The sequence below is a fragment of the Pantoea sp. ICBG 1758 genome, assembly GCF_002928325.1.
GTDB classification, from domain to species: Bacteria; Pseudomonadota; Gammaproteobacteria; order Enterobacterales; family Enterobacteriaceae; genus Pantoea; species Pantoea eucrina.
In genome coordinates this window covers 1,147,104-1,168,211 of record NZ_POWL01000001.1, presented here as the reverse complement: position 1 = coordinate 1,168,211, position 21,108 = coordinate 1,147,104, and the positions used below count along the sequence as shown (strand labels likewise).

19 protein-coding genes and 1 pseudogene are annotated in these 21,108 nt (G+C 54.1%); 8 read left to right on the top strand and 12 right to left on the bottom strand.

The features are described from left to right. Positions 1 to 28: 28 nt before the first annotated feature. Together C1Y41_RS05675 and C1Y41_RS20170 are read left to right on the top strand one after the other, a co-directional pair. Positions 29 to 3,610 carry a DUF1983 domain-containing protein gene (locus C1Y41_RS05675; RefSeq protein WP_104085023.1) on the top strand — a complete coding sequence of 1,194 codons (3,582 nt, stop codon included), beginning with the start codon at positions 29 to 31 and terminating at the stop codon, positions 3,608 to 3,610. Between the two features lie 65 nt (positions 3,611 to 3,675). After that, a complete protein-coding gene (locus C1Y41_RS20170; RefSeq protein ID WP_233207414.1) occupies positions 3,676 to 5,046 on the top strand; it encodes a hypothetical protein in 1,371 nt (456 codons plus the stop codon). Between the two features lie 51 nt (positions 5,047 to 5,097). Here the strand turns inward: C1Y41_RS20170 and C1Y41_RS05665 are convergent, their stop codons facing one another. After that, entirely contained in the window at positions 5,098 to 5,562 is a 465-nt protein-coding gene (locus C1Y41_RS05665) for a hypothetical protein (protein WP_104085022.1), read from the bottom strand. A gap of 394 nt (positions 5,563 to 5,956) precedes the next feature. Between C1Y41_RS05665 and C1Y41_RS05660 the strand changes: the two genes are divergently transcribed. Together C1Y41_RS05660 and C1Y41_RS05655 are read left to right on the top strand one after the other, a co-directional pair. Beyond that, the gene (locus C1Y41_RS05660; protein WP_199181674.1) at positions 5,957 to 6,196 is read left to right on the top strand and encodes a DNA polymerase V; all 240 of its coding nucleotides are present in this window, start codon (positions 5,957 to 5,959) and stop codon (positions 6,194 to 6,196) included. Continuing rightward, complete coding sequence (locus C1Y41_RS05655; protein WP_104085021.1) at positions 6,196 to 6,519, top strand: phage repressor protein; 324 nt, start codon at positions 6,196 to 6,198, stop codon at positions 6,517 to 6,519. Before C1Y41_RS05660 ends, C1Y41_RS05655 begins: the two co-directional genes overlap by 1 nt. Before the next feature lie 75 nt (positions 6,520 to 6,594). On the opposite strand, the gene C1Y41_RS05650 is transcribed toward C1Y41_RS05655, so the two are convergent. Then, positions 6,595 to 6,840, bottom strand: coding sequence for a DinI-like family protein (locus C1Y41_RS05650; RefSeq protein ID WP_104085020.1), 246 nt, complete (start codon positions 6,838 to 6,840; stop codon positions 6,595 to 6,597). A gap of 295 nt (positions 6,841 to 7,135) precedes the next feature. After that, the gene (locus C1Y41_RS05645) at positions 7,136 to 7,537 is read right to left on the bottom strand and encodes a YkgJ family cysteine cluster protein (protein ID WP_104085019.1); all 402 of its coding nucleotides are present in this window, start codon (positions 7,535 to 7,537) and stop codon (positions 7,136 to 7,138) included. A 232-nt stretch (positions 7,538 to 7,769) separates the two neighbouring features. Here C1Y41_RS05645 and ompW point away from each other — a divergent pair, with 232 nt between their 5' ends. Beyond that, positions 7,770 to 8,402, top strand: coding sequence for an outer membrane protein OmpW (gene ompW, locus C1Y41_RS05640; RefSeq protein WP_039384618.1), 633 nt, complete (start codon positions 7,770 to 7,772; stop codon positions 8,400 to 8,402). A gap of 38 nt (positions 8,403 to 8,440) precedes the next feature. Here the strand turns inward: ompW and C1Y41_RS05635 are convergent, their stop codons facing one another. The 6 genes and pseudogenes from C1Y41_RS05635 to C1Y41_RS05605 all read right to left on the bottom strand — a co-directional run bounded on the left by C1Y41_RS05635 (position 8,441) and on the right by C1Y41_RS05605 (position 15,506). Further along, the gene (locus C1Y41_RS05635) at positions 8,441 to 8,755 is read right to left on the bottom strand and encodes a BON domain-containing protein (RefSeq protein ID WP_039384615.1); all 315 of its coding nucleotides are present in this window, start codon (positions 8,753 to 8,755) and stop codon (positions 8,441 to 8,443) included. Between the two features lie 186 nt (positions 8,756 to 8,941). Continuing rightward, positions 8,942 to 9,745, bottom strand: a complete 804-nt coding sequence (trpA, locus tag C1Y41_RS05630) for a tryptophan synthase subunit alpha (protein ID WP_039384612.1) — start codon at positions 9,743 to 9,745, stop codon at positions 8,942 to 8,944. Next, the gene (gene trpB / locus C1Y41_RS05625) at positions 9,745 to 10,938 is read right to left on the bottom strand and encodes a tryptophan synthase subunit beta (RefSeq protein WP_039384608.1); all 1,194 of its coding nucleotides are present in this window, start codon (positions 10,936 to 10,938) and stop codon (positions 9,745 to 9,747) included. Before trpB ends, trpA begins: the two co-directional genes overlap by 1 nt. Before the next feature lie 43 nt (positions 10,939 to 10,981). Beyond that, positions 10,982 to 12,343 (bottom strand): bifunctional indole-3-glycerol-phosphate synthase TrpC/phosphoribosylanthranilate isomerase TrpF, encoded by a 1,362-nt coding sequence (gene trpCF, locus C1Y41_RS05620; protein ID WP_199181686.1) that lies wholly within the window; start codon positions 12,341 to 12,343, stop codon positions 10,982 to 10,984. Between the two features lie 7 nt (positions 12,344 to 12,350). Next, a pseudogene (gene trpD, locus C1Y41_RS20165) lies at positions 12,351 to 13,944 on the bottom strand (bifunctional anthranilate synthase glutamate amidotransferase component TrpG/anthranilate phosphoribosyltransferase TrpD). Beyond that, entirely contained in the window at positions 13,944 to 15,506 is a 1,563-nt protein-coding gene (locus C1Y41_RS05605) for an anthranilate synthase component 1 (protein WP_104085017.1), read from the bottom strand. The pseudogene trpD and the gene C1Y41_RS05605 overlap by 1 nt, the downstream one beginning before the upstream one ends. Before the next feature lie 280 nt (positions 15,507 to 15,786). Between C1Y41_RS05605 and C1Y41_RS05600 the strand changes: the two genes are divergently transcribed. Together C1Y41_RS05600 and C1Y41_RS05595 are read left to right on the top strand one after the other, a co-directional pair. Next, a complete protein-coding gene (locus C1Y41_RS05600; protein WP_039384594.1) occupies positions 15,787 to 16,662 on the top strand; it encodes a PHP domain-containing protein in 876 nt (291 codons plus the stop codon). Between the two features lie 21 nt (positions 16,663 to 16,683). Continuing rightward, positions 16,684 to 17,304 carry an L-threonylcarbamoyladenylate synthase gene (locus C1Y41_RS05595; RefSeq protein WP_039384591.1) on the top strand — a complete coding sequence of 207 codons (621 nt, stop codon included), beginning with the start codon at positions 16,684 to 16,686 and terminating at the stop codon, positions 17,302 to 17,304. Positions 17,305 to 17,327: 23 nt separating this feature from the next. Here C1Y41_RS05595 and C1Y41_RS05590 read toward each other — a convergent pair whose 3' ends face one another. Then, positions 17,328 to 17,969: a hypothetical protein gene (locus tag C1Y41_RS05590; protein WP_039384588.1), complete on the bottom strand. Its 642-nt coding sequence runs from the start codon at positions 17,967 to 17,969 to the stop codon at positions 17,328 to 17,330. 777 nt (positions 17,970 to 18,746) lie between these two features. Here C1Y41_RS05590 and rluB point away from each other — a divergent pair. Beyond that, entirely contained in the window at positions 18,747 to 19,622 is an 876-nt protein-coding gene (gene rluB / locus C1Y41_RS05585; protein ID WP_071668861.1) for a 23S rRNA pseudouridine(2605) synthase RluB, read from the top strand. 28 nt (positions 19,623 to 19,650) lie between these two features. Here rluB and cobO read toward each other — a convergent pair whose 3' ends face one another. Both cobO and C1Y41_RS05575 read right to left on the bottom strand, forming a co-directional pair. After that, positions 19,651 to 20,238: a cob(I)yrinic acid a,c-diamide adenosyltransferase gene (cobO, locus tag C1Y41_RS05580; protein ID WP_039384586.1), complete on the bottom strand. Its 588-nt coding sequence runs from the start codon at positions 20,236 to 20,238 to the stop codon at positions 19,651 to 19,653. Further along, a complete protein-coding gene (locus tag C1Y41_RS05575) occupies positions 20,235 to 20,999 on the bottom strand; it encodes a YciK family oxidoreductase (protein ID WP_039384584.1) in 765 nt (254 codons plus the stop codon). The genes cobO and C1Y41_RS05575 overlap by 4 nt, the downstream gene beginning before the upstream one ends. Positions 21,000 to 21,108 lie beyond the last annotated feature (109 nt).

Sequence of the window (21,108 nt, the reverse complement as noted above, 5' to 3'; positions counted from 1 at the left end):
CTTTATCTTTTTATGGATTAATATCGCCATGCATGAATCTGTACATAACTATTTTTCAGGGTGGAAGGGCGGCGGCGGAAAACCGCATACGCCGGGTGAACAGGCGGATGACCTGCTTTCAGTCGCAAAGCTCAAACTGCTGCTGGCTATCTCAGAAGGGGAAATTCAGGGCGATCTGACGCCTCAGCAGATTTATCTGAATGATACTCAGCTTGCCAATGATAACGGCACATATAATTTCACAGGGGTGGTATGGGACTGGCGCAAGGGCACGCAGGACCAGACTTACATTCAGGGAATGCCTGAAATTGATAACGAGCTGGCCGTGGGTGTTACCGTCACGCAGGCCGCACCCTGGACGCGTCAGTACAATAACCTGACGCTGGATGCGGTACGTATTAAGCTGAGTTTGCCTGCGCAGTACGCCTATAAAGATAACGGCGACATGATCGGGACTGAGACGCGCTACGCTATCGATTTGTCTACAGATGGGGGGGCGTGGCGTCAGGTTGTTGACGGCAGATTTAATGGCAAGACAACGTCAGAATACCAGCGCGATCATCGTATAGAGCTGCCTAAAGCCAGTACGGGCTGGTCAATCCGCGTGCGCCGCCTGACCGCTGAATCTACCTCTGCAAAGCTGGTGAACGCCTTTAAGGTTTTCTCGTTTGCTGAAGTGATCGACAGCAAACTGCGTTATCCCAATACCGCGCTGCTTTATATCGAAGTCGATGCCTCCCAGTTTAACGGTCAGGCCCCCAAGATTACCTGCAAACCGAAAGGCAAGCTGGTGCGTGTGCCGACGACATACGATCCCGTCAACCGCACGTACAGCGGCAGCTGGCAGGGCGACTTCAAATACGCCTACACGAATAACCCGGCATGGGTTTTTTATGACCTGGTGCTGGATAAGATTTACGGGATGGGCAACCGCGTCGACGCTTCCATGATTGATAAATGGGAGCTGTACAGCATTGCGCAGTACTGCGACGAGATGGTAGCGAACGGCGCGGGCGGCAAAGAGCCGCGCTTTACCTGCAACGTGTTTATCCAGAGTCAGCAAGACGCCTATACCGTTCTGAAAGATATCGCAGCGGTATTCAGGGGCATCACTTTCTGGGGCAACAGCCAGATTTTTGTTAACGCTGACGTGCCGCAGGTAGACGCCAGCGGCAATGTTGATGTGGATTTTGTTTATCACGCTGCCAACGTGGTCGACGGCCTTTTTACTTATGCCGGCGGCAGCTACAAAAACCGTTATTCCTCATGCCAGGTGGGGTGGTCCGATCCGCGCAACCATTATTCAGATACGGTTGAGGGCGTTTACGATTCAGAGCTGGTAAGGCGATATGACGTCCGCGAAATGACGCTGACAGCAATTGGTTGCACATCTCAGAGCGAGGCGCACCGGCGCGGCCGCTGGGCGATACTGTCAAACGCAAAAGATGGCACGATTTCATTCGGCGTAGGCCTCGATGGCTATATCCCGGTCCCGGCTGAAATCATCGGGGTAGCTGACCCATTCCGCAGCGGTAAACAGAACGGCGGGCGAATCAGCTCAGCCAGTGGTAAAAGCATCAGGCTGGACAGAGCCGTTGATTATGGTCCGGGCGATCGGCTGGTGATGAACCTTCCGGACGGCACCGCGCAGACGCGCACAATCGCGTCCGTCAGCGCTGATAAGCAGACAGTGGCAGTTGCTACCGCTTTTCGTCTCACACCTGACACAGGCGCTGTGTGGGCCATAGATAGCGATAAACTTGCCATCCAGTACTTTCGGGTCACCTCTATTGCTGCAAACGGCGACGGCACCTTTACGGTTGCTGGTGTGCAGCACGATCCGAATAAGTATCGGTACATTGATGACGGCGTCCGGATTGAGCCGGCACCGATTACGGTCACGCCGATCAAGGTTCTCAAAGAGCCGCAGAATATCAAAATCTCTCAGGTCAGTTTCGTTGAGCAGGGGCTGTCAGTTGCCTCTATGCAGGTGACATGGGATCGGGTCCAGGGGGCAATCAGCTATGTTGCGCAGTGGCGCAAAGACAAAGGCGACTGGGTAAACGTCAGCCAGACCAGCGCGCAGGGCTTCAGCATAAACGGTATTTACACCGGCGTTTACGATGTGCGCGTGCGCGCTGTGAATGCGGCTGAGGTGTCCTCCCCGTGGGGGTACGCGGACTCCACGACGCTGACAGGTAAAACCGGCAAGCCCGGCACGCCTGTAAATCTGCTGGCTTCCACAAATGTCGTCTGGGCTATCGATGTCATCTGGGGATTTCCGGAGGGGTCAGGCGACACGGCATATACCGAAGTTCAGGTAGCGACCACAGCAGACGGCCTGAATCCGCAGTTTCTGGCATACGTGCCTTACCCCGGCGTCAGCTATCAGCACGGGCCGATGCCTGCAGGCGTTCACCGTTGGTACAGAGCACGTCTAGTAGACAAAATCGGCAACTCAGGTGACTGGACAGCATTTACAGAAGGCATGACCAACGTCAATGCCAACGATCTCATTGAAGACAGCTTTAAGGACTTCATGGAGTCAGAGGATGGTCAGGCGCTGCTTGATCCCCTTATCACTGACCCTCAGGCGATAGCGGAGGAGATTCTTGCCAACTACGACCATGTAGAACAGCAGTGGGCACACTTTGGCGAAAACAGCGCCGGCATCCTACAGGCGCAAAAAGTAGCGGCGGACGCTGAGAAATCAGTAGCAGAACTGCGCACCGATGTGGTTGCGAAGTTTGACGAGCAGGAAGCCGCTATCTCCGAAAAAATGACGGCATATGCTGATGCTAATGGCGGGTCCGCTATCTACACGCTGAAGGCGGGCATCAAATATGGCGGCACAAACTATGATGCCGGCATGTCCGTAGCTGTAACCATCAACGGCTCCGAAGTAATCACGCGCTTTGCGGTTAACGCCAATCAGTTTGTGGTTGCCAGCGGCAGCGGTAACAACATGTTCTCGCCTTTTATCATCCGTAACGGTCAGGTGCTGATTAATCAGGCTTTCATCGGAGATGGCTGGATTGAGAACGCCATGATCGGCAACTTCATCCAGTCAAATAACTATTCCCCCGGTAGAACAGGGTGGAGCATAAATAAAAATGGCAGCGCCGAATTCTCCGGTGCAACCGTAAGAGGGAAAATTTACGCCAGCGAGGGTGAGCTTAACAATGTTCTGATTAATGAAGACTGCACAATATTGGGAACGCTTAATGCCTCACGCATTAACGGCCCACTCATGCAGAGTAAAAGTTTCGTCTTTGCGCAATCAACCACAAACGCCTCAAATACCGTTTACTGGGATGGGACGAGAGGTAAAGGCGACGTGCCGATGACTCTGACCGGTACCGTGATGCGCTTTAGAAATAACAATCAGACAGAATCGCGTTTGGTTGTTGCCGGGCAGACGATCAATCCGGCGGGTAACCCTGTGTTGTCCAGCGGCGAAATGACCGTTTATTCATTTAGTATAGATATCGGCACAAATTCATCTTCAGTGCAATTTTTTGCAGGCGCGCTTAATCAGGGCAGCGGGCAAAGGTGTACCTGGGTTGCTCAGCTTTTTGCATCGCCTACCGCTAACCAGTTTCACACATAGTTCTTTCATAAAACTTAAATCTTACCCGGCCAGCGCGCCGGGTTTTTTATTGTCCGGAGAAACCTATGCCAGCAGGCACTATTGCTTTAACAAACGGCTCTGCCACAGTCACCGGTAGTGGGACCAGTTTCACATCAGAACTGAAAGCGGGAGATTTTATCTATGTGATGGTCGGCGGCGCTCCTTATACGCTGGTGGCTTCTGCAGTGGGTTCGAACACACAGGTAACACTTGCCATCGCTTATGACGGACCAACATCGTCAGGCCTCGCCTGGGTGGCTGCGCCAGCACTTATGCAGGCTGCGATCACGCAGAAGATTTTAAATGACTTCGCCACCGTGGCTCGCGGCCGCATTCTGGATTTCCAGAACTGGCAAAAAATCTATGGTGACGCACAATCAGTGACTGTTACTCGCCCCGACCGCACTACCTTTACCGGACCCAGCTGGGGATATATGGCAAATCAGTTCAGCAATAAACTGGATAAAGCTAAAAGCCTCGATGATTTGACAGATAAGGTTACAGCCTGGAATAACATTGCGCGGTACGGTTCTACTGCCAACACAGCAGTTCAGGGCAATGACACACGAATTGTTAATGCTATGCAGACAACAGGGGGGCAGTTTTCAGGAAGGGTTGATTTTAGCAGTTCTGGACTTGCAGTATTCCGGGGTGGAGTTAACGTTTATGACACCACATCATATTTTAATTCTCAGGTTTTCATTGGCAATGCCGGTAATGAGCCACTGCAGCTTGGTCCCGGCGGGTCAGGAGGAAATACGTGGCTGCATTTCACAAAATATGGTGGAAGCGACGGCTGGCGTATAGGTGTACTCAATGAGACGAACTTGTATATAAAATATTATGGCAGTGGGGGGAATGGTGCCACCGCTCTAAACCTGCCTTATGGCGGAGTAATTTATAGTTCATCAAATACCACGAAAGCATCAGATGGAACTTTGAAGGCTGCATCACCAGTTGCGCGCATCGTTCAATGCAAAGGTGTCACAGAGCGCAGTGATGTCGATGAGACAGGTTTCGTATGGTGCGGCTGCGGAACAGCGAATGCAGAGGCTGAAGGTATCAGCATTAAGCGATTTGATGCTGGCGTCTATGTCCTTACAGGTTCTGCCGGATTGGCTAAAGAAGGATGGCAGCTTCTTCCGCCTCGTGATCCTCAAGGTTCAGGCGATTTAGGGATTGTGGAAGCTGAAGAAACAGAAAGTGGTGGGCTAAAAATAAGCCTCTACAGGCGACGCTACAGGTTAAATGCTGACAACGGGGATATTGAAGTAGTAAAAGGCGATCTTATCGACGTACCGGTTAACAGCTGGATTGATGTTCGTCTGAATATGCCGGAAAACTCAGTGTTTAACCTGAAGCAGAAAGCCATGCTGGAAGCTGCCGAAAAGGCAGAGCTTGAGTTAGGCAGTTAAAAAAGCCCCGGCAACGGGGCAATTAATACCGATGTAAAGCAGTTTGCATGACTATTTTTTGGCTTCAAGATTTTTGTCAGTTTTTTTTAATATTACATATGCGATGATGCAGCTTGCTACTGCAGATATTATAAAGGCTAATATAATCCCAGTAGTGAAATAGGCTTTGCCGTTTAAAATTTGAGAGTTTATTAGAAATGGTTTTAAAGGATCAAATGCTGCCGCAACAAAAGGGCAAAAGCATAAGAGCAAATTGCTATATCTAGATAGTCTAGGCTCGGAAATGAGTCTACCCTTTCTGTCAAAACAGAAAAGATGGATTAGCGCAATGCTACAGTATGCAAAATTCAGTAATAAAAGCATTGCGGTCCAGAATTTCTTGTCTTTTTCATACATCAATTCCGTGCTGGATAAAAGTCCTAAAATTGTGAACCCAAAAACATAGAAATATGAAAATATTAAAACCAGCCACAGCCATGCTTTAACATTTATTTCGGGAATCTTGAATCCTTTCATGTTGATGTTCCTTGATTGATTTATTTGAAAAGTAAAGTGATACGCTGAGATTATTTATGAACGTAAAAAGTTTATCTTTTATACGTCTAACTTATTGCATATTCTTCAAAGTTGCTCTGATGAAGTGCACAGTTAACTAACTCAATTCATTTCTTACCATCTACCTAAAGCGGCAGTCAAGAAAATCCCTTACGATGGGGCAATCCTGTACCGCGCCGATCTGAGCAGGCTGCGGGATGGGAGCTTAAACAGTAACCATTCACGCCAGCCGCAGCAAATAAATATCCATACTAGGCAACAGCTTCGCAAAAGATATGCCTGACGTATCTTGATCAGATCCACCGATCGATACTACTGTATCTATATACAGTTATTATCAGAGGAGGATTTTATAATGCCACGCGAATACCAGATTAAAGAAGCATTCATCAGTTCTATTAAGCGCGAACCATCAGGCCGCAGCACCGTCACCACTGCTGATTTTGTGATGGAGCTGAAGCGCGTTAACTGGAACTTCACGCTCAAAGCAGCCAACGACTGGATACGGAGTCACACAACCACCTTTCGCGACGTCTCAACGCAGGAGGGTGAGAACATGACGTGGTTCCGGTTCAACCCTAACGGTGGCCTCTGATGGGATTCCCTTCACCGGCGCAGGACTATATAGAGCCGCGGCTCAGCCTCAACTCAGTATTCATTCCAAATCCGGCCACGACATTTCGTGTCGATATACCAGATGGCTTCCTGCTGGTTGATTCAGCCGCGAAGGTAAAACCCGGCAACAGGATTGCTTATCAGTGGAATGGTTATTCAGGGCTGGGCAAGATGTACCGCAACAGCCTGGTGACAGAAGAGGGTGAAGTGATAGAGGGTGAGCCGCTGAATGATGTCATCGTACTGGGAAAGGTGACATGCGAGGTGCGGCACGTTTACGATGATGGCAGACCAACAATTTAAAAGCTGAGCCTTTAAGCGCTCTTTGGCTGGCGCAGAATTTAAAAATTAATTCTGCGCTAGCCGGCATTTACAGAATTACATAAACCACTCGTCAGCCGATTCCCATGTTTCCTGCAGAACCTCAGATACCCGCTCACGATCGGCATCTTTATCTCGCGCCCGCAACACTGATAAGCCATCATTGCTCGCTGTCTTAACTACTACCCTTAATTCACTGTAACTGCGGCTAAGACGCCGTGTGAGCTCTTCCCGCAGTGCATCCATAGACCCTTCAGGCATTTTCCCTGCTTTATCCCTTCCAATGCTTACTTCTACGATCATATACACCTCCTTGCTTACTGAAAAAATGGCACTACCAATTATAGGTAGTGGATGGATATACAGCTTATTTATATACTGTGATTTTATACAGTTCAAATAATGAGAAGTGTAATTCTGAAATTTCCGTTTACTGGCAGGCAATTGCGCTCAAAAAACTGTCGATGTGATTAATTTTTATCAGGCAGCGCGGCATCCAGCTGGAAACTAATTCCAGCTGGATGAGAGGTAAGGAAGATTTATAGAGTAAAAATTAGTTTGTACACATGTGTGTACATAATATTTTCATTTTCAATTTTCACACCCCTGAATCAGCATGAATAAAGGGATTGTCAGCTATTGCAGCCATGTCAGGTAAAGAAGGGTGAAAAAGGGCAGGTAATCCATGGCGGGCGCGGGCACGGTCGCAGGCTTCGTTAACGACGCCATTTTCCCCGGACATCGCAAATTCACGGCAGGGAGAGGGGCGCTGCTCATAGATACCGCAGGAGACGCAGCTACCGGGCTCGCCCTGCAGAGCAACGCAGCGCGGCGTGCGATCGCTGGTGCCGCGCATATTGCGCATCAGCAGGTTTAGCGGCTCGGTGAGTTCGGCTGGCACTGCGCCACCGGCATCATCGGCTTCAGCCCAGTAAAAGGAAACGCGAAAATAGGCGCAGCAGGCGCCACAGGTCATACAAGGGTTAGTTATATCGCTCATCTGATCGCCCGCCACTCCTGAGGCATCGAACCAAAATCACTCGGGATCAGCAAAGTAATCACGTTATGAAACTTCAGCAACCTGTTTTTGATCTTTTTTCGCGCTGGCAAATTTGATCTGTGTCAATTCATTGTTAACTAAGCATTTATTCTGCCAGCCAGTTAATGAAATCTGCGCTGAAAACCGTTACATCTGTGCCGCGAAAATTTTTAATTCAGGCAAAGGAGTGATGATGAAACTGGCAAAATGCGCACTGTTCCTGGCGATGGCGATACCACAGCTGGCGCTGGCTCATCAGGCGGGTGACTTTTTTATGCGCGCCGGTACGGCAACGGTCCGTCCGACAGAGGGGTCAGATAATGTGCTGAACATGGGTGAATTCAGCGTCGATAATGATACGCAGCTGGGGCTGACATTCACCTGGATGGCAACCGACCATATCGGAATTGAGCTGCTGGCTGCCACGCCGTTTCGTCATAAAGTCGGTCTTGGTCCGACCGGTAACCTGGCCACGGTGCGTCAGCTGCCGCCCACGCTGATGGCGCAATACTATTTCCTCGACAGTAACAGCGCGGTACGCCCTTATGCAGGCGTTGGCATCAATTACACCACCTTTTTTGACGCAAAGCTGAATCAGACCGCCAGGGATGCACAGCTCAGCGATTTGAGCGTTAAAGACTCCTGGGGCATTGCGGGTCAGGTGGGGCTCGATTATCAGATTAACCGTGACTGGATGCTGAACGCTTCGCTGTGGTACATGGATATTGATACTGAAGTGAAATTCAGACATCAGGGCGTACAGCAGAATATTAATACGCGTATCGATCCGTTTGTCTTTTTCTTTGGTGCAGGCTATCGCTTCTGAGGCAGAAGAAGGGCGACCTGCCGGCCGCCCTTTTGGTATTACTTGATCTGCATATTATTAACAACAGACTTCACGCCTGCCACGCTGCGCGTAACGGAAACGGCGCGGTTAGCCATCTGTGGCGAGCTGACAAACCCGCTCAGCTGAACCTTACCTTTGAACGTTTCAACATTGATTTCTGTAGATTTCAGCGCTTCATCATTCAGCAGCTGCGCTTTTACTTTCGTGGTGATGACGGTGTCATCAATATAACCGCCGGTGCCTTCTTTGGTTGGCGTTGGCGCACAGGCGCTCAGTGTCAGTGCCACAAATGCAGCCATAAAAATTCCCGCAACGACCTTGAACAATTTCATTTGGTTATCTCCCTGTCATAGATGGATTCACACCGTAACGCAACGGCGCATTTAAGTGTGGGTCGGCCCTGAATAATCGGCAACCTGCTGGCAGAGAAAAAGTGAAAAAAGCTGGCGCTCAGGCAGAAAGGATGGGGGTGGCGGAAAAAAGAGTGTGGCCCCGTCGGAGTGACGGAGCCACAGCGATTAGCGGGTGGCCGCTTTCAGGCCGCTGACAAAGGCTTTCAGCTCACGCAGCAGCGTTGCCGGGTCGCGCTGATTTTTCTCAATGATGCGTACAATGGCGGAACCGGAGATCGCTCCCGCTGCGCCTGCAGCAATCGCTTCACGTACCTGCTCCGGCTCGGAGATGCCGAACCCCTGCAGGGCAGGCGGCGCCTGAAACTCACGCAGTTTATCAATCAGATGGTGAAGCGGCTGACTGGCGCGGTTTTCAGCACCGGTCACCCCTGCGCGCGACAGCAGATAAGTGTAACCGCGGCCATGCTGAGCCAGTTCACGCAGCAGGTCATCGCTGGCATTAGGCGGGCAGATAAAAATCGGCGCAATGTTGTGACGCAGCGCAGCCTGGCGGAAGGGGGCTGACTCTTCAACTGGCACATCAGCGACCAGTACCGAGTCGACGCCCGCGGCGGCACACTGCGCATAGAACGTATCGATGCCGCGGCTGAACACCAGATTAGCGTACATCAGTAAACCAATGGGCAGATCGGGGTATTTCTGCCGCACTACCTGCAGCATTTCAAAGCATTGCGCCACCGTGGTGCCGGCCGCAAAAGCCCGCAGCGTGGCGCTCTGAATGGTGGGTCCATCTGCCAGCGGATCGGAGAAAGGGATCCCCAGCTCCAGCGCATCAGCGCCGCCTTCAACCAGCGTATCGATAATCTGCAGTGAGAGCTCCGGAGAGGGATCGCCCAGCGTAACAAAAGGGACAAACGCGCCTTCCTGACGCGCTGACAGGCGTGAAAACAGCTGATTATAACGCTCCATCAAATCTCTCCTTTCGCTTTAAGCAGATCGTGAACCGTGAAAATATCTTTATCGCCGCGACCGGAAAGGTTAACCACCAGCAGCTGCTCTTTTTCCGGATTTGCCCGCATCATTTTCAGCGCATGGGCCAGCGCATGAGACGATTCCAGGGCCGGAATAATCCCTTCTGCGCGGCACAGCGTTTTAAACGCGTCGAGCGCTTCATCATCGGTAATGGAGACATACTCTGCGCGCCCGATGCTGTTCAGATGCGCGTGCTGCGGACCAACTGACGGAAAGTCGAGGCCGGCGGAGATAGAATAAGACTCTTCAATCTGGCCCTCTTCGGTCTGCATCATTGGCGCTTTCATACCAAAATAGATACCAACCCGGCCGTGCTTCAGTGGCGCGCCGTGCTCGCCGCTTTCAATACCGTGGCCAGCGGGTTCAATACCAATCAGGCCCACGCTGCTCTCTTCAATGAAATCAGCAAACATGCCAATCGCATTGGAGCCGCCGCCTACGCACGCCAGCACGGCATCGGGCAGGCGGCCTTCCGCTTCGAGGATCTGCGCTTTGGTCTCTTCGCCGATCATACGCTGGAATTCGCGCACGATGGTTGGGAAGGGGTGCGGACCTGCTGCGGTTCCCAGCATATAGTGTGCGGTTTCATAGCTGCCTGACCAGTCGCGCAGCGCCTCGTTACAGGCATCTTTCAGCGTAGCTGAGCCGCTGTGAACCGGGATCACTTCCGCGCCCATCAACCGCATCCGGAACACATTGGGAGACTGACGCTCAACATCTTTCGCCCCCATATAAATACGGCACTTCATGCCGAGCAGCGCGCAGGCGAGCGCGGAGGCGACACCATGCTGGCCGGCGCCGGTTTCCGCAATGATCTCATTTTTCCCCATTCGCTTTGCCAGCAGCGCCTGACCCAGTACCTGATTGGTTTTATGCGCGCCGCCATGCAGCAGATCTTCGCGCTTCAGATAGAGGCGGGTTTTCGTCCCCTGAGTCAGATTACGGCACAGGGTCAGCGCCGTCGGACGACCAGCGTAATTTTTCAGCAGATCGGTAAACTCCTGCTGAAACTCAGGATCGCGCTGCGCTTCAACAAAAGCAGCTTCCAGCTGGCGCAGAGCCGGCATCAGGATTTGCGGAACGTACTGGCCGCCAAATTCACCAAAATAGGGATTCAATAACGTCGACATAATTGATCTTTCCTCAACGGCCCGCACTGGCGGGCCAGCAACATTAGTAAGCGCGTAATGTGGTAAATACCGCAGCAATTTTGCCGGCATCTTTTATGCCAGGGGCGGACTCCACGCCGGAGTTAAAATCAAGACCAGCGCAGCCCAGCTGGGCTGCCGTCACGCAGTTATCAGCGGCGAGACCGCCAGCCAGCAGCACGTTGTCCAGCGACTCTCCCTGCAGCAGCGACCAGTCAAACTGCTGCCCGCTGCCGCCCTGGCCATTATCAAACACGTAGCGATCAACGTGCGGCCAGTCGCGCGCCGGCAGGCTCTCTTTGACACTCAGCGCTTTCCAGATTTGCGTCTGTGGCGGCAGCGCCTGACGCAGCGTGGCAACATAGTCGCGATCTTCGGCGCCATGCAACTGCACTGCTGCCAGATTTAGCTCTACCGCCAACGTGACAACGTCACCAACCGGCGCATTACGAAACACGCCCACATAGCGCAGCGGCGCTGCGGCCATCACGCGGTGTGCCTGGACAGTATCGATTTTGCGCGGTGAGCCTTCAGCAAAAATCAGACCGCCATACAGGGCTCCCGCTTCACTGGCGGCGCGCGCCGCTTCCGGCTGCGTCAGGCCGCACACTTTATTATCACCCAGCAGCACGCGACGTACCGCAGCTGCCAGGTCAGCCTCTTCCATCAGCGCCGAGCCGATGAGAAAACCGTTAGCAAAGCGGCTCAGCTCACGCACCTGCGCATAATTATGAATACCGGATTCACTGATGACCGTGACGCCGTGACTGAGGCGCGGTGCCAGCTCGCGGGTGCGGTTAAGATCGATCGAAAGATCGCGCAGGTCGCGGTTGTTGATGCCCACCACCTGAGCGTCGAGGGCAATCGCCCGTTCCAGCTCCGCCTCATTGCTGACTTCGGTCAGGATGCCCATGTTCAGGCTGTGAGCCACTGCGGCGAGCTGCCGGTACTGTTCATCATCCAGTACGGAGAGCATCAGCAGGATGGCGTCCGCCTGGTAGTGGCGCGCCAGGTAGATCTGATAGGGGTCGATGATAAAATCTTTGCACAGCACGGGCTGGGTCACCGCCGCGCTGACAATCGGCAGAAAAGCGAAGTCACCCTGAAAATATTTCTCATCCGTCAGTACCGAAATGGCAGACGCGTGATGACGATAGACGGCGGCGATGGCGGCAGGATCGAAATCCTCGCGGATCACCCCTTTTGACGGTGACGCTTTTTTACACTCAAGGATAAAAACGGTGCGGGTGCCGCGCAGGGCGTCATAAAAAGAGCGCGTTGCCGGCTGCAGTTCCGGGTGGAATGTCTCCAGCGGCTGCTGCTGCTGACGCTCTGCTATCCAGATCGCCTTATCCTGCACAATTTTCTCTAATACGGTGCCTTTAATACTCATCTCATCCTCTCGCTGCCAGTGCAACCACGCGCTCATAAGCCTGTCCGCTGCGAATCGCGGCAATGGCCCGCTCCGCGTTGTCGCGCAGGTCTTCATGACCAAACACTTTCAGCAGCATCGCCACGTTAACGGCGACCGCCTGCTCATGCGCGGGCTCTCCTTTACCCTGAAGTAAACGGGTCAGAATGTCACGGTTTTCTTCCGGCGTCCCGCCCGCCAGCGCCTCTTTGTCATGCATGCCAAAACCAAAGTCATCCGGCGTCAGCTGATAGCAGGTAATTTCCCCTTCGCGCAGCTCAGCCACCTGCGTGGCGCTGTGCAGAGCGACCTCATCCATTCCGCCGCCGTGGACCACAGCGGCCCGCTGATAGCCGAGCACCTTCAGCGTTTGCGCGATGGGCAGCACCAGCTCCGGGCTGTACACGCCAATCACCGCCAGCGGCGGTCGGGCCGGATTGATCAGCGGGCCGAGCACGTTGAACAGCGTGCGCGATTTCAGCTGCTGACGCACCGGCATTGCGTGACGAAAGCCGGTATGGTACTGCGGCGCAAACAGGAAACAGACATTAAGATCGTCCAGCGCCTGGCGCGCCTGCTGCGCGGGCATGTCCAGATTAATACCAAACGCTGCCAGCAGATCGGAGGAGCCGGATTTGCTGGAGACGCTGCGATTACCATGTTTGGCCACTTTAAGGCCGCAGGTTGCGGCCACAAACGCGCTGGCGGTCGAGATATTAATGCTGTTACTGCCGTCGCCTCCGGTGCCGACGATATCAGCAAACGCATAGTCAGGACGCGGGAAAGGTTTGGCATCAGCCAGCAGCGCCGATGCGGCGCCGGCTATCTCCTGTGGCTGCTCGCCGCGCACTTTCATGGCAATCAGCGCTGCGGCCAGCTGAGTGGGCTCCAGCTGACCGGTAATAATGGCGCTGAACAGCTGGTGGCTCTCCGCCTGGCTCAGCGTTTGCGCCTGATACAGTTTTTCCAGAATAGTTTGCATCTTTATCTCCCTGTTACTGCGCCAGCGCCCAGGCCAGCGTCTGCTCAAGCAGGCGTGCGCCCTGGGTGGTGAGAATCGATTCAGGATGGAACTGAAAGCCGCAGACGCGATCGGCATCATGCCGCACGGCCATGACCATGCCGTTGTAGCTGGCGTTAACCGTCAGCTCAGCGGGCGTATTACTCCCCACCAGCGAGTGATAGCGTGCCACCGGCAGCGGATTACTCAGGCCGCTGAACATCGCGCTGCCGTCATGCTCTACCGCAGACGCCTTACCATGCAGAATTTCACCCGCCTGGCCCACGTGGCCGCCATACGCTTCAACGATAGCCTGATGACCCAGACAGATACCGATAATGGGGAGCTGGCCGCGCAGCGCCTGCAGCAGGGCTGGCATACAGCCCGCATCAGCCGGCGCGCCAGGACCGGGTGACAGCATCAGCACCGGATTTTCCATCTGCTGCAGCCGCGCAATCAGCGTCTCAGCCGGCACGCTGTTGCGGTAGATCACTACGTTGTGACCAAAGCTGCGCAGCTGATCCACCAGGTTATAGGTAAACGAGTCGATATTATCGAGCAGCAGGATATCAGCCATCAGAACATCTCCTTGCAGTGGTGCGCGGTTGCGATAGCGCGCAGAACTGCGCGTGCTTTGTTGCGGCTTTCATCCGCTTCAGCCTGCGGGACAGAATCCAGCACCACGCCGGCACCCGCCTGCACGGTAGCCACACCTTCTTCGACCCAGGCGGAACGGATCACGATGCAGGTATCGAGATCGCCGGTCGCCGTGAAGTAGCCCACGGCACCGCCGTAACTGCCGCGCCGCGTGCCCTCTTTTTCAGCAATCAGCTGCATGGCGCGTACTTTAGGCGCGCCGCTCAGCGTGCCCATATTCATACAGGCGCGGTAGGCGTGCAGGACATCCAGATCGTCACGCAGCGTGCCGACCACGCGGGAGACCAGATGCATAACAAAAGAGTAGCGGTCAACTTTGGTCAGATCGGCAACGTAACGACTGCCGGGTTTGCAGATACGGGCAAGGTCGTTACGCGCCAGATCCACCAGCATCAGATGTTCGGCCAGCTCTTTATGATCGGTACGCATCTCCAGCTCGATACGGCTGTCGAGATCGCGATCCAGCGAGCCGTCGGCATGGCGGCCGCGCGGGCGGGTGCCGGCAATGGGGTAGATCTCAATCTGGCGCGACTGCGCGTCATACTTAAGCGAGCTTTCCGGTGAGGCACCAAACAGGGCGAATTCCCGATCCTGCATAAAGAACATATAGGGGCTGGGATTGCTGTTCTTCAGCGTTTCATAAGCGGCAAGCGGTGACGGACAGGGTAGCGAGAAGCGGCGCGACGGCACGACCTGGAAAATTTCACCGATGCGGATAGCCTGCTGCAGCGACGCCACCACCTCGCAGTAAGCATCATCGCTCTGGCTGGTGCTGAGCGTCATCTGTTCCACGCGCTGCACCGGCAGGGCGGGCGCCGGCTGTGTCATCTGGCCGTGCAGCTGCTCAATACGGCTCTGCAGACGCTGAAACTCACTGGTTGACGGCGTAAACAGGCTCGCCTGCAGGCGGGCTGAACCCTGCTGGTGGTCGATAATCAGCAGCGTTTCCGCCAGATAGAAGCAGTAGTCGGGACAGCACTGGTCGTTGCGCAGCGCCGGCAGCGCTTCAAAGCCGGCGACCAGGTCGTAAGCAAACAGTCCGCCCAGCAGCATCGCTTCACGCTCATCGGCAGGTGTATTAACCAGTTGCGGAATCAGACGCAGCGCATCAAACACCGAGAAGGCTTTTAGCCGCGAATCTTCATCCTGTACATCATTCGCCGTAGCAAAATGCAGCTCACGACCATCCGGACGAACGTCGATTTTTACGCTCTCAGGCAGAGCGGCATCCAGCAACGGCAGCAGGGCACGGCCATTTTCAGAGAGCGCCTGTAAAGTCACGGTCTGACCAAGGGCGCTGATGCGCAGTGCACTATCAACAATCAGCAGGCTTTTCAGATTTTTTTTGCTGTCGATGTCCGCAGACTCAAGCAGCAGAGTGGCCGGACGTGCGCCGCACAGTTGATGAAACACCGCGGCCGGATCTTCGCGATAGGGTGCGTTTCCGGTAATCAACTTCAATGTAGGTTTCGCATTTGCCATGATAATTTCTCTGAAATTCGCTCAAAAAAAAGCCCGCATGGTGGCGGGCTCAGGTATCTGCACAGGAATCAGGCTTGTGCACAATAACGCCACCCGTTACAGGAAGACGTACGCCAGCTATCTGTTAACCGCATTGCTACCTGACTCATGGCAGATACCCACTGTGTGTGAACTTGTGTACTAGTTAACTGGTTCGGGTGAAAAATGTCAATACCCTTTCTCAGTTAACAACAAAATCGCTATCATGCCCGCTGATTTTTAGCCGTGCTCCGGAGTTACTTTGTCAGATATTAGCCGTTTCCCGCTTTACGATCTTCACAGCCATACCCGCGCCTCCGATGGATTGCTGACCCCAGCGGCCCTGGTTCAGCGCGCGGTTGATAAGCAAGTTGGCGTGCTGGCCATTACCGATCACGATACGGTCGCGGGCGTTGCTGAGGCGCAGGCGTTTGCACAGGAGCAGAAACTGCCGATAAAAGTGCTGGCCGGTCTGGAAGCGTCCACGCTGTGGGAAAATCACGAAATTCATATCGCAGGCCTGAATATCGATTGCGATCATCCGGCACTTAAGGCCTTTCTGGCAGCGCAGCACCAGTGTCGTTATGAGCGGGCGCTGCAGATTGCTGAACGGCTGGAGCGGGCCCGCATCCCCGACGCACTGGCGGGCGCACAGCGGCTGGCACAGGGTGGGGTGATTACGCGCGGTCATTTTGCCCGTTATCTGATTGAACAGGGTAAAGCTGAGAATATGGCCCAGGTGTTCAAACACTATCTGGCGCGTGGCAAAACCGGCTATGTGCCACCACAATGGTGTACAATTGAACAAGCTATTGAAGCTATTCATCATTCCGGCGGCGTCGCGGTGCTGGCGCATCCGGGACGCTACGGCCTGTCGGCAAAATGGCTGAAGCGGCTGATTGCCTTTTTCGCACAAGCGGGAGGCGACGCGATCGAGGTGGCGCAGTGTCAGCAGCCGCCTAACGAACGCACCCAGCTGGCAGGCTATGCGCGCGATAATCAACTGGCAGCATCGCAGGGGTCCGACTTTCACCAACCCTGTCCCTGGATTGAGCTGGGGCGTAAACTCTGGCTGCCGGGTGGCGTTGAACCCGTCTGGGAACGCTTTCCCGCTCTGGCCCCCGCTTCAACTGCCTGAGACAGATGACAAGAGGTTTTTATGAGTCAACGTTTTCACATTCATCCTGATAACCCGCAGCCGCGCCTGATTAATCAGGCGGTGGATTATCTCAATAAAGGCAGCGTCATTGTCTATCCCACCGACTCCGGCTATGCGCTGGGGTGCCGGCTGGAAGAAAAAAACGCGATGGAACGTATCTGCCGTATCCGTCAGCTGGATGGTAACCACAACTTTACGCTGATGTGTCGCGACCTCTCAGAGCTTTCGGTTTACTCTCAGGTCGACAACTCAGCCTTTCGTATCCTGAAAAACAACACCCCAGGTAATTACACTTTTATTCTCAAGGCGACGAAAGAGGTGCCGCGCCGCCTGATGAATGACAAACGCAAAACCATCGGGCTGCGCGTGCCTTCGCATCCGGTTGCGCTGGCGCTGCTTGAGCGACTGAATGAGCCGATGATGTCGACATCACTGATGCTGCCCGGTAATGACTTTACGGAATCCGATCCGGAAGAGATCCAGCACAGCATCGGAAAACTGGTCGATCTGATCCTCGATGGCGGCACGCTGGGGCAACAGCCAACGACGGTTGTCGACCTGACGGAAGACACGCCGGTCGTGGTGCGCGCAGGTGCCGGAGATACGCGGCCATTTAGCTAATCGCCCGGCCAGGCCAGGTGTCGCTACGTGACAGGCGCCTGGCTGAGATTGCGCTCAAGCCAGCGCTTAAAATCGCCATAGGGAATATAGAGTGACACATCTTTAAGGATCACTTTTCTGCTACGTCTGTTCGCAATTTCATGACTGTATCCCACAATCACTCCGGCAATGGTTTCATCACTGTTATAGACCGCGCCGCCTGACATTCCCTGAGTCACACCCGCATTAGATGCCATTGCCATACAGGGTTTTTTATTCCAGCGATTAGTAATAGCCGTGCGCGCCAAATTAACGCCGCTCGATTCAACCGGCATGGCAGAAATAAAACTGTAGCCATACATTTTAATCGCTTCTCCGGGCGCGCTGGTACGAAACCTGGCCAGCGTATCAGGACTATTTTTGTGATAAATAATCGCAACGTCGCAATAAGGATGATAGGCCTTAACGCGCTGCACAGACGTTTTAGCAACGTGCGCCGCTGTCAGGCTGTACTCCGGCGTAAGGGGAATAGTTGTACCGAGAACACCCAAACCCAGCACTGTCGGCACGCCTGTTACGCTCATATCAACATGTTCAAGCGCCGCTTTGCTGTATTCAGTCTGTCCAACGGAACAACCGGTTAGCGCCAGCGCGAACAGCGCCGGGCAAAGTACGGTTATTTTCATTGTTACGATCTTCTTTAAGGCGCGTCAGTAACATCCCTGGTGAGGAGAGCAGACACGCTAATTAATTATGTCAGCATGTACGGGCATATAGACGGGATATTTTCCGTTAAAACAGCCGTCATGCAGAGTGACGTTAATAATTTGTTATAAATAGCTTTAGGCTTAATAAAATAATATTTCTTCGAATCTACATCTGGCCTGCTGCTTTATTTTACACCGCTTTTATTTATGCACAAATTCAGCGCGCTAATAGATGGCAATAAAACAGAATATAGAGCCTTAAACCAACCTGTAGCGCGGATTATACGCACAACCTACTCAGGGCGAGGTGAAATTTTGTTTTAAGCTGGTTGGGTAGATGATTGTGTGGTTTTCGTAAGCGATAGCACTATTTTGCCGTGCAGCCGGGGCCTGAGCGGTTTTAGCGGGTTCATTGCTTTAAAGCGATTTCCCCGGTCGGGCTCATCAGGCATCAATATAATACGAGCTTCTCTATCGCCAGGTCATTGACCAGGCTGTAAACAGGAGAGTGTCAGGGATAAAAACGCCTGTCGTCATGAACGGCAAAACCGGCAGAGGCGGGAAAACGCCGGCCGGCTATTATCGGCAGCAAAGTTAAAGGTGTTAACGCAACCTTAGCTGGTGTAAAATCGCAGGCCGTTTGCATCCGGTCAGATTGATGCGCAACGTTAACAGTTTCTGACAGAGGACGTGGTAATCCCGCTGTCTTACCCATTCTTACCACGACGCCTGGGAAGGCGACAACGAGGCAGCTCCATGAGCGAAAAATTACAGAAAGTATTAGCGCGCGCCGGTCACGGCTCGCGCCGCGAAATCGAAACCATGATTTCCGCCGGACGCGTCAGCGTAGATGGCAAACTGGCCACGCTGGGCGATCGCATTGAAAATGACAAAAGCCTGAAAATTCGTATTGATGGTCACCTGGTCTCTATTGCCGAGTCCACTACGGAAGTGTGCCGCGTGCTGGCTTATTACAAGCCGGAAGGGGAGCTTTGTACCCGTAACGATCCGGAAGGGCGCCCAACCGTGTTTGACCGCCTGCCGCGCCTGCGTGGATCGCGCTGGGTGGCAGTGGGTCGTCTGGACGTTAACACCTGCGGTCTGCTGCTGTTCACTACCGATGGGGAACTGGCTAACCGTCTGATGCATCCAAGTCGCGAAGTTGAACGCGAATATGCGGTGCGTGTTTTTGGCGAAGTGGGTGACGATAAAGTGCGTCTGCTGAGCAAGGGCGTTCAGCTGGAAGATGGCCCGGCTGCCTTTAAAACCATTAAGTTTGCTGGCGGTGAAGGGATCAATCAGTGGTACAACGTTACCCTTACCGAAGGACGCAACCGCGAAGTGCGTCGTTTATGGGAAGCGGTAGGCGTTCAGGTTAGCCGCCTGATGCGCGTGCGTTATGGTGATATTCAGCTGCCAAAAGGCCTGCCGCGCGGCGGCTGGATGGAGATGGAGCTGCCGGCGGTAAACTACCTGCGTAAGCTGGTGGGCATGCCGGAAGAGACCGTTACCAAAGTTGCCGTTGAGAAAGATCGCCGTCGCACCAAAGCGAATCAGATCCGCCGCGCAGTGAAGCGTCACAGCAGCGCCGGCAATACCACTCAGCGCCGCAGCAGCAAACGCGGCGCCTGATGGCTGTGTGCCGCTGCCCCGGCAGCGGCTACCAGTCAATTCCCTGTTGCGCCTGGATGCCGGCATCAAAGGCATGTTTTACCGGGCGCATCTCAGTCACGGTATCTGCCAGCTCCAGCAGGCGCCGGTGACAGCCGCGTCCGGTAATAATCACGCTTTGCGCAGACGGACGCTGTTGCAGAGCAAGCATCAGCGCCTCCAGATCCAGATAATCCATGCTCACCATATAGGTGATTTCATCAAGGATCACCAGGTCAACATCGCTATCAGCCAGCATGCGTTGTGCCTGCTGCCAGACCTGCTGGCAGGCGATCGTATCCGTGCTGCGGCTCTGGGTCTCCCAGGTAAATCCGGTGGCCATTACCTGAAACTCAACCCCGTGCTGCGCCAGCAGATTACGCTCGCCGTTGGGCCACTCCCCCTTAATGAACTGTACCACTGCCACCTTTTTTCCGTGGCCGCAGGCGCGCAGCGCCGTACCGAAAGCCGCCGTGGTTTTTCCCTTACCGTTACCGGTAAATACCATAACGATACCGCGATGTTCTGTCGCCGCAGCGATGCGCGCGTCAACCTGCTCTTTCAGGCGCTGCTGACGTTGCTGATGGCGATCGCTCATGCGCTGGCCGGACCCGCTTTACGTCCGGGCTGAGCATCGAAGCTCATGCCCGTTTTACGCCGGCTATCATCGCCCATCAGGTAGAGATAAAGCGGCATTAAATCGGCCGGAGTTTTCAGCAGGTTTGCATCCTCCTCCGGAAACGCGCTGGCGCGCATCTTCGTACGCGTGCCGCCGGGATTGATACAGTTTACGCGCAGGGCGTGGTTTTTATACTCATCGGCGAGCACCTGCATCATGCCTTCAGTGGCAAATTTAGAGACGGCGTAAGCGCCCCAGCCGGCGCGCCCGGTGCGGCCTACGCTGGAGGTAGTGAATACCAGCGATCCCGCCTCTGATTTCAGCAACAGCGGCAGCAGAGCCTGCGTCAGATAAAAGGTGGCATCGAGGTTGATCTGCATCACCTCGCGCCAGAGGGCCGGCTCAAGATCGGCCAGCGGAACAATTTCACCCAGAATACCGGCGTTATGCAGCACGCCGTCCAGACGCGGCACGCGCTCAGCAATCTGCGCGGCCAGCTGCTGACATGATTCAGGCGTGGCGGTCGCGAGATCCAGCAGGTATGAGCTGGCGGGCTGCTTATTAAGCTGGTTAATCGCCGCTTCTGTCTGCTGCAGGGTAACGGCGTTACGTCCGAGCAGGATAACGCGGGCGCCGTAGCGGGCATAGGTCAGCGCCGCTTCCCGGCCAATGCCGTCTGATGCGCCGGTAACCAGAATAATGCGGTTTTCGAGTAGATCGCCTTTAGGCTGATAGTGCACAGCAATCTCCTTCAGTCAGTGGTAGAGGTTTCTGGCTTTATGCCTGAATTCGCCAGCCGGTGCAATGCTACAGAGGAGCATTCTGTGCCGCCTGCGGGCTTTTCAGGCG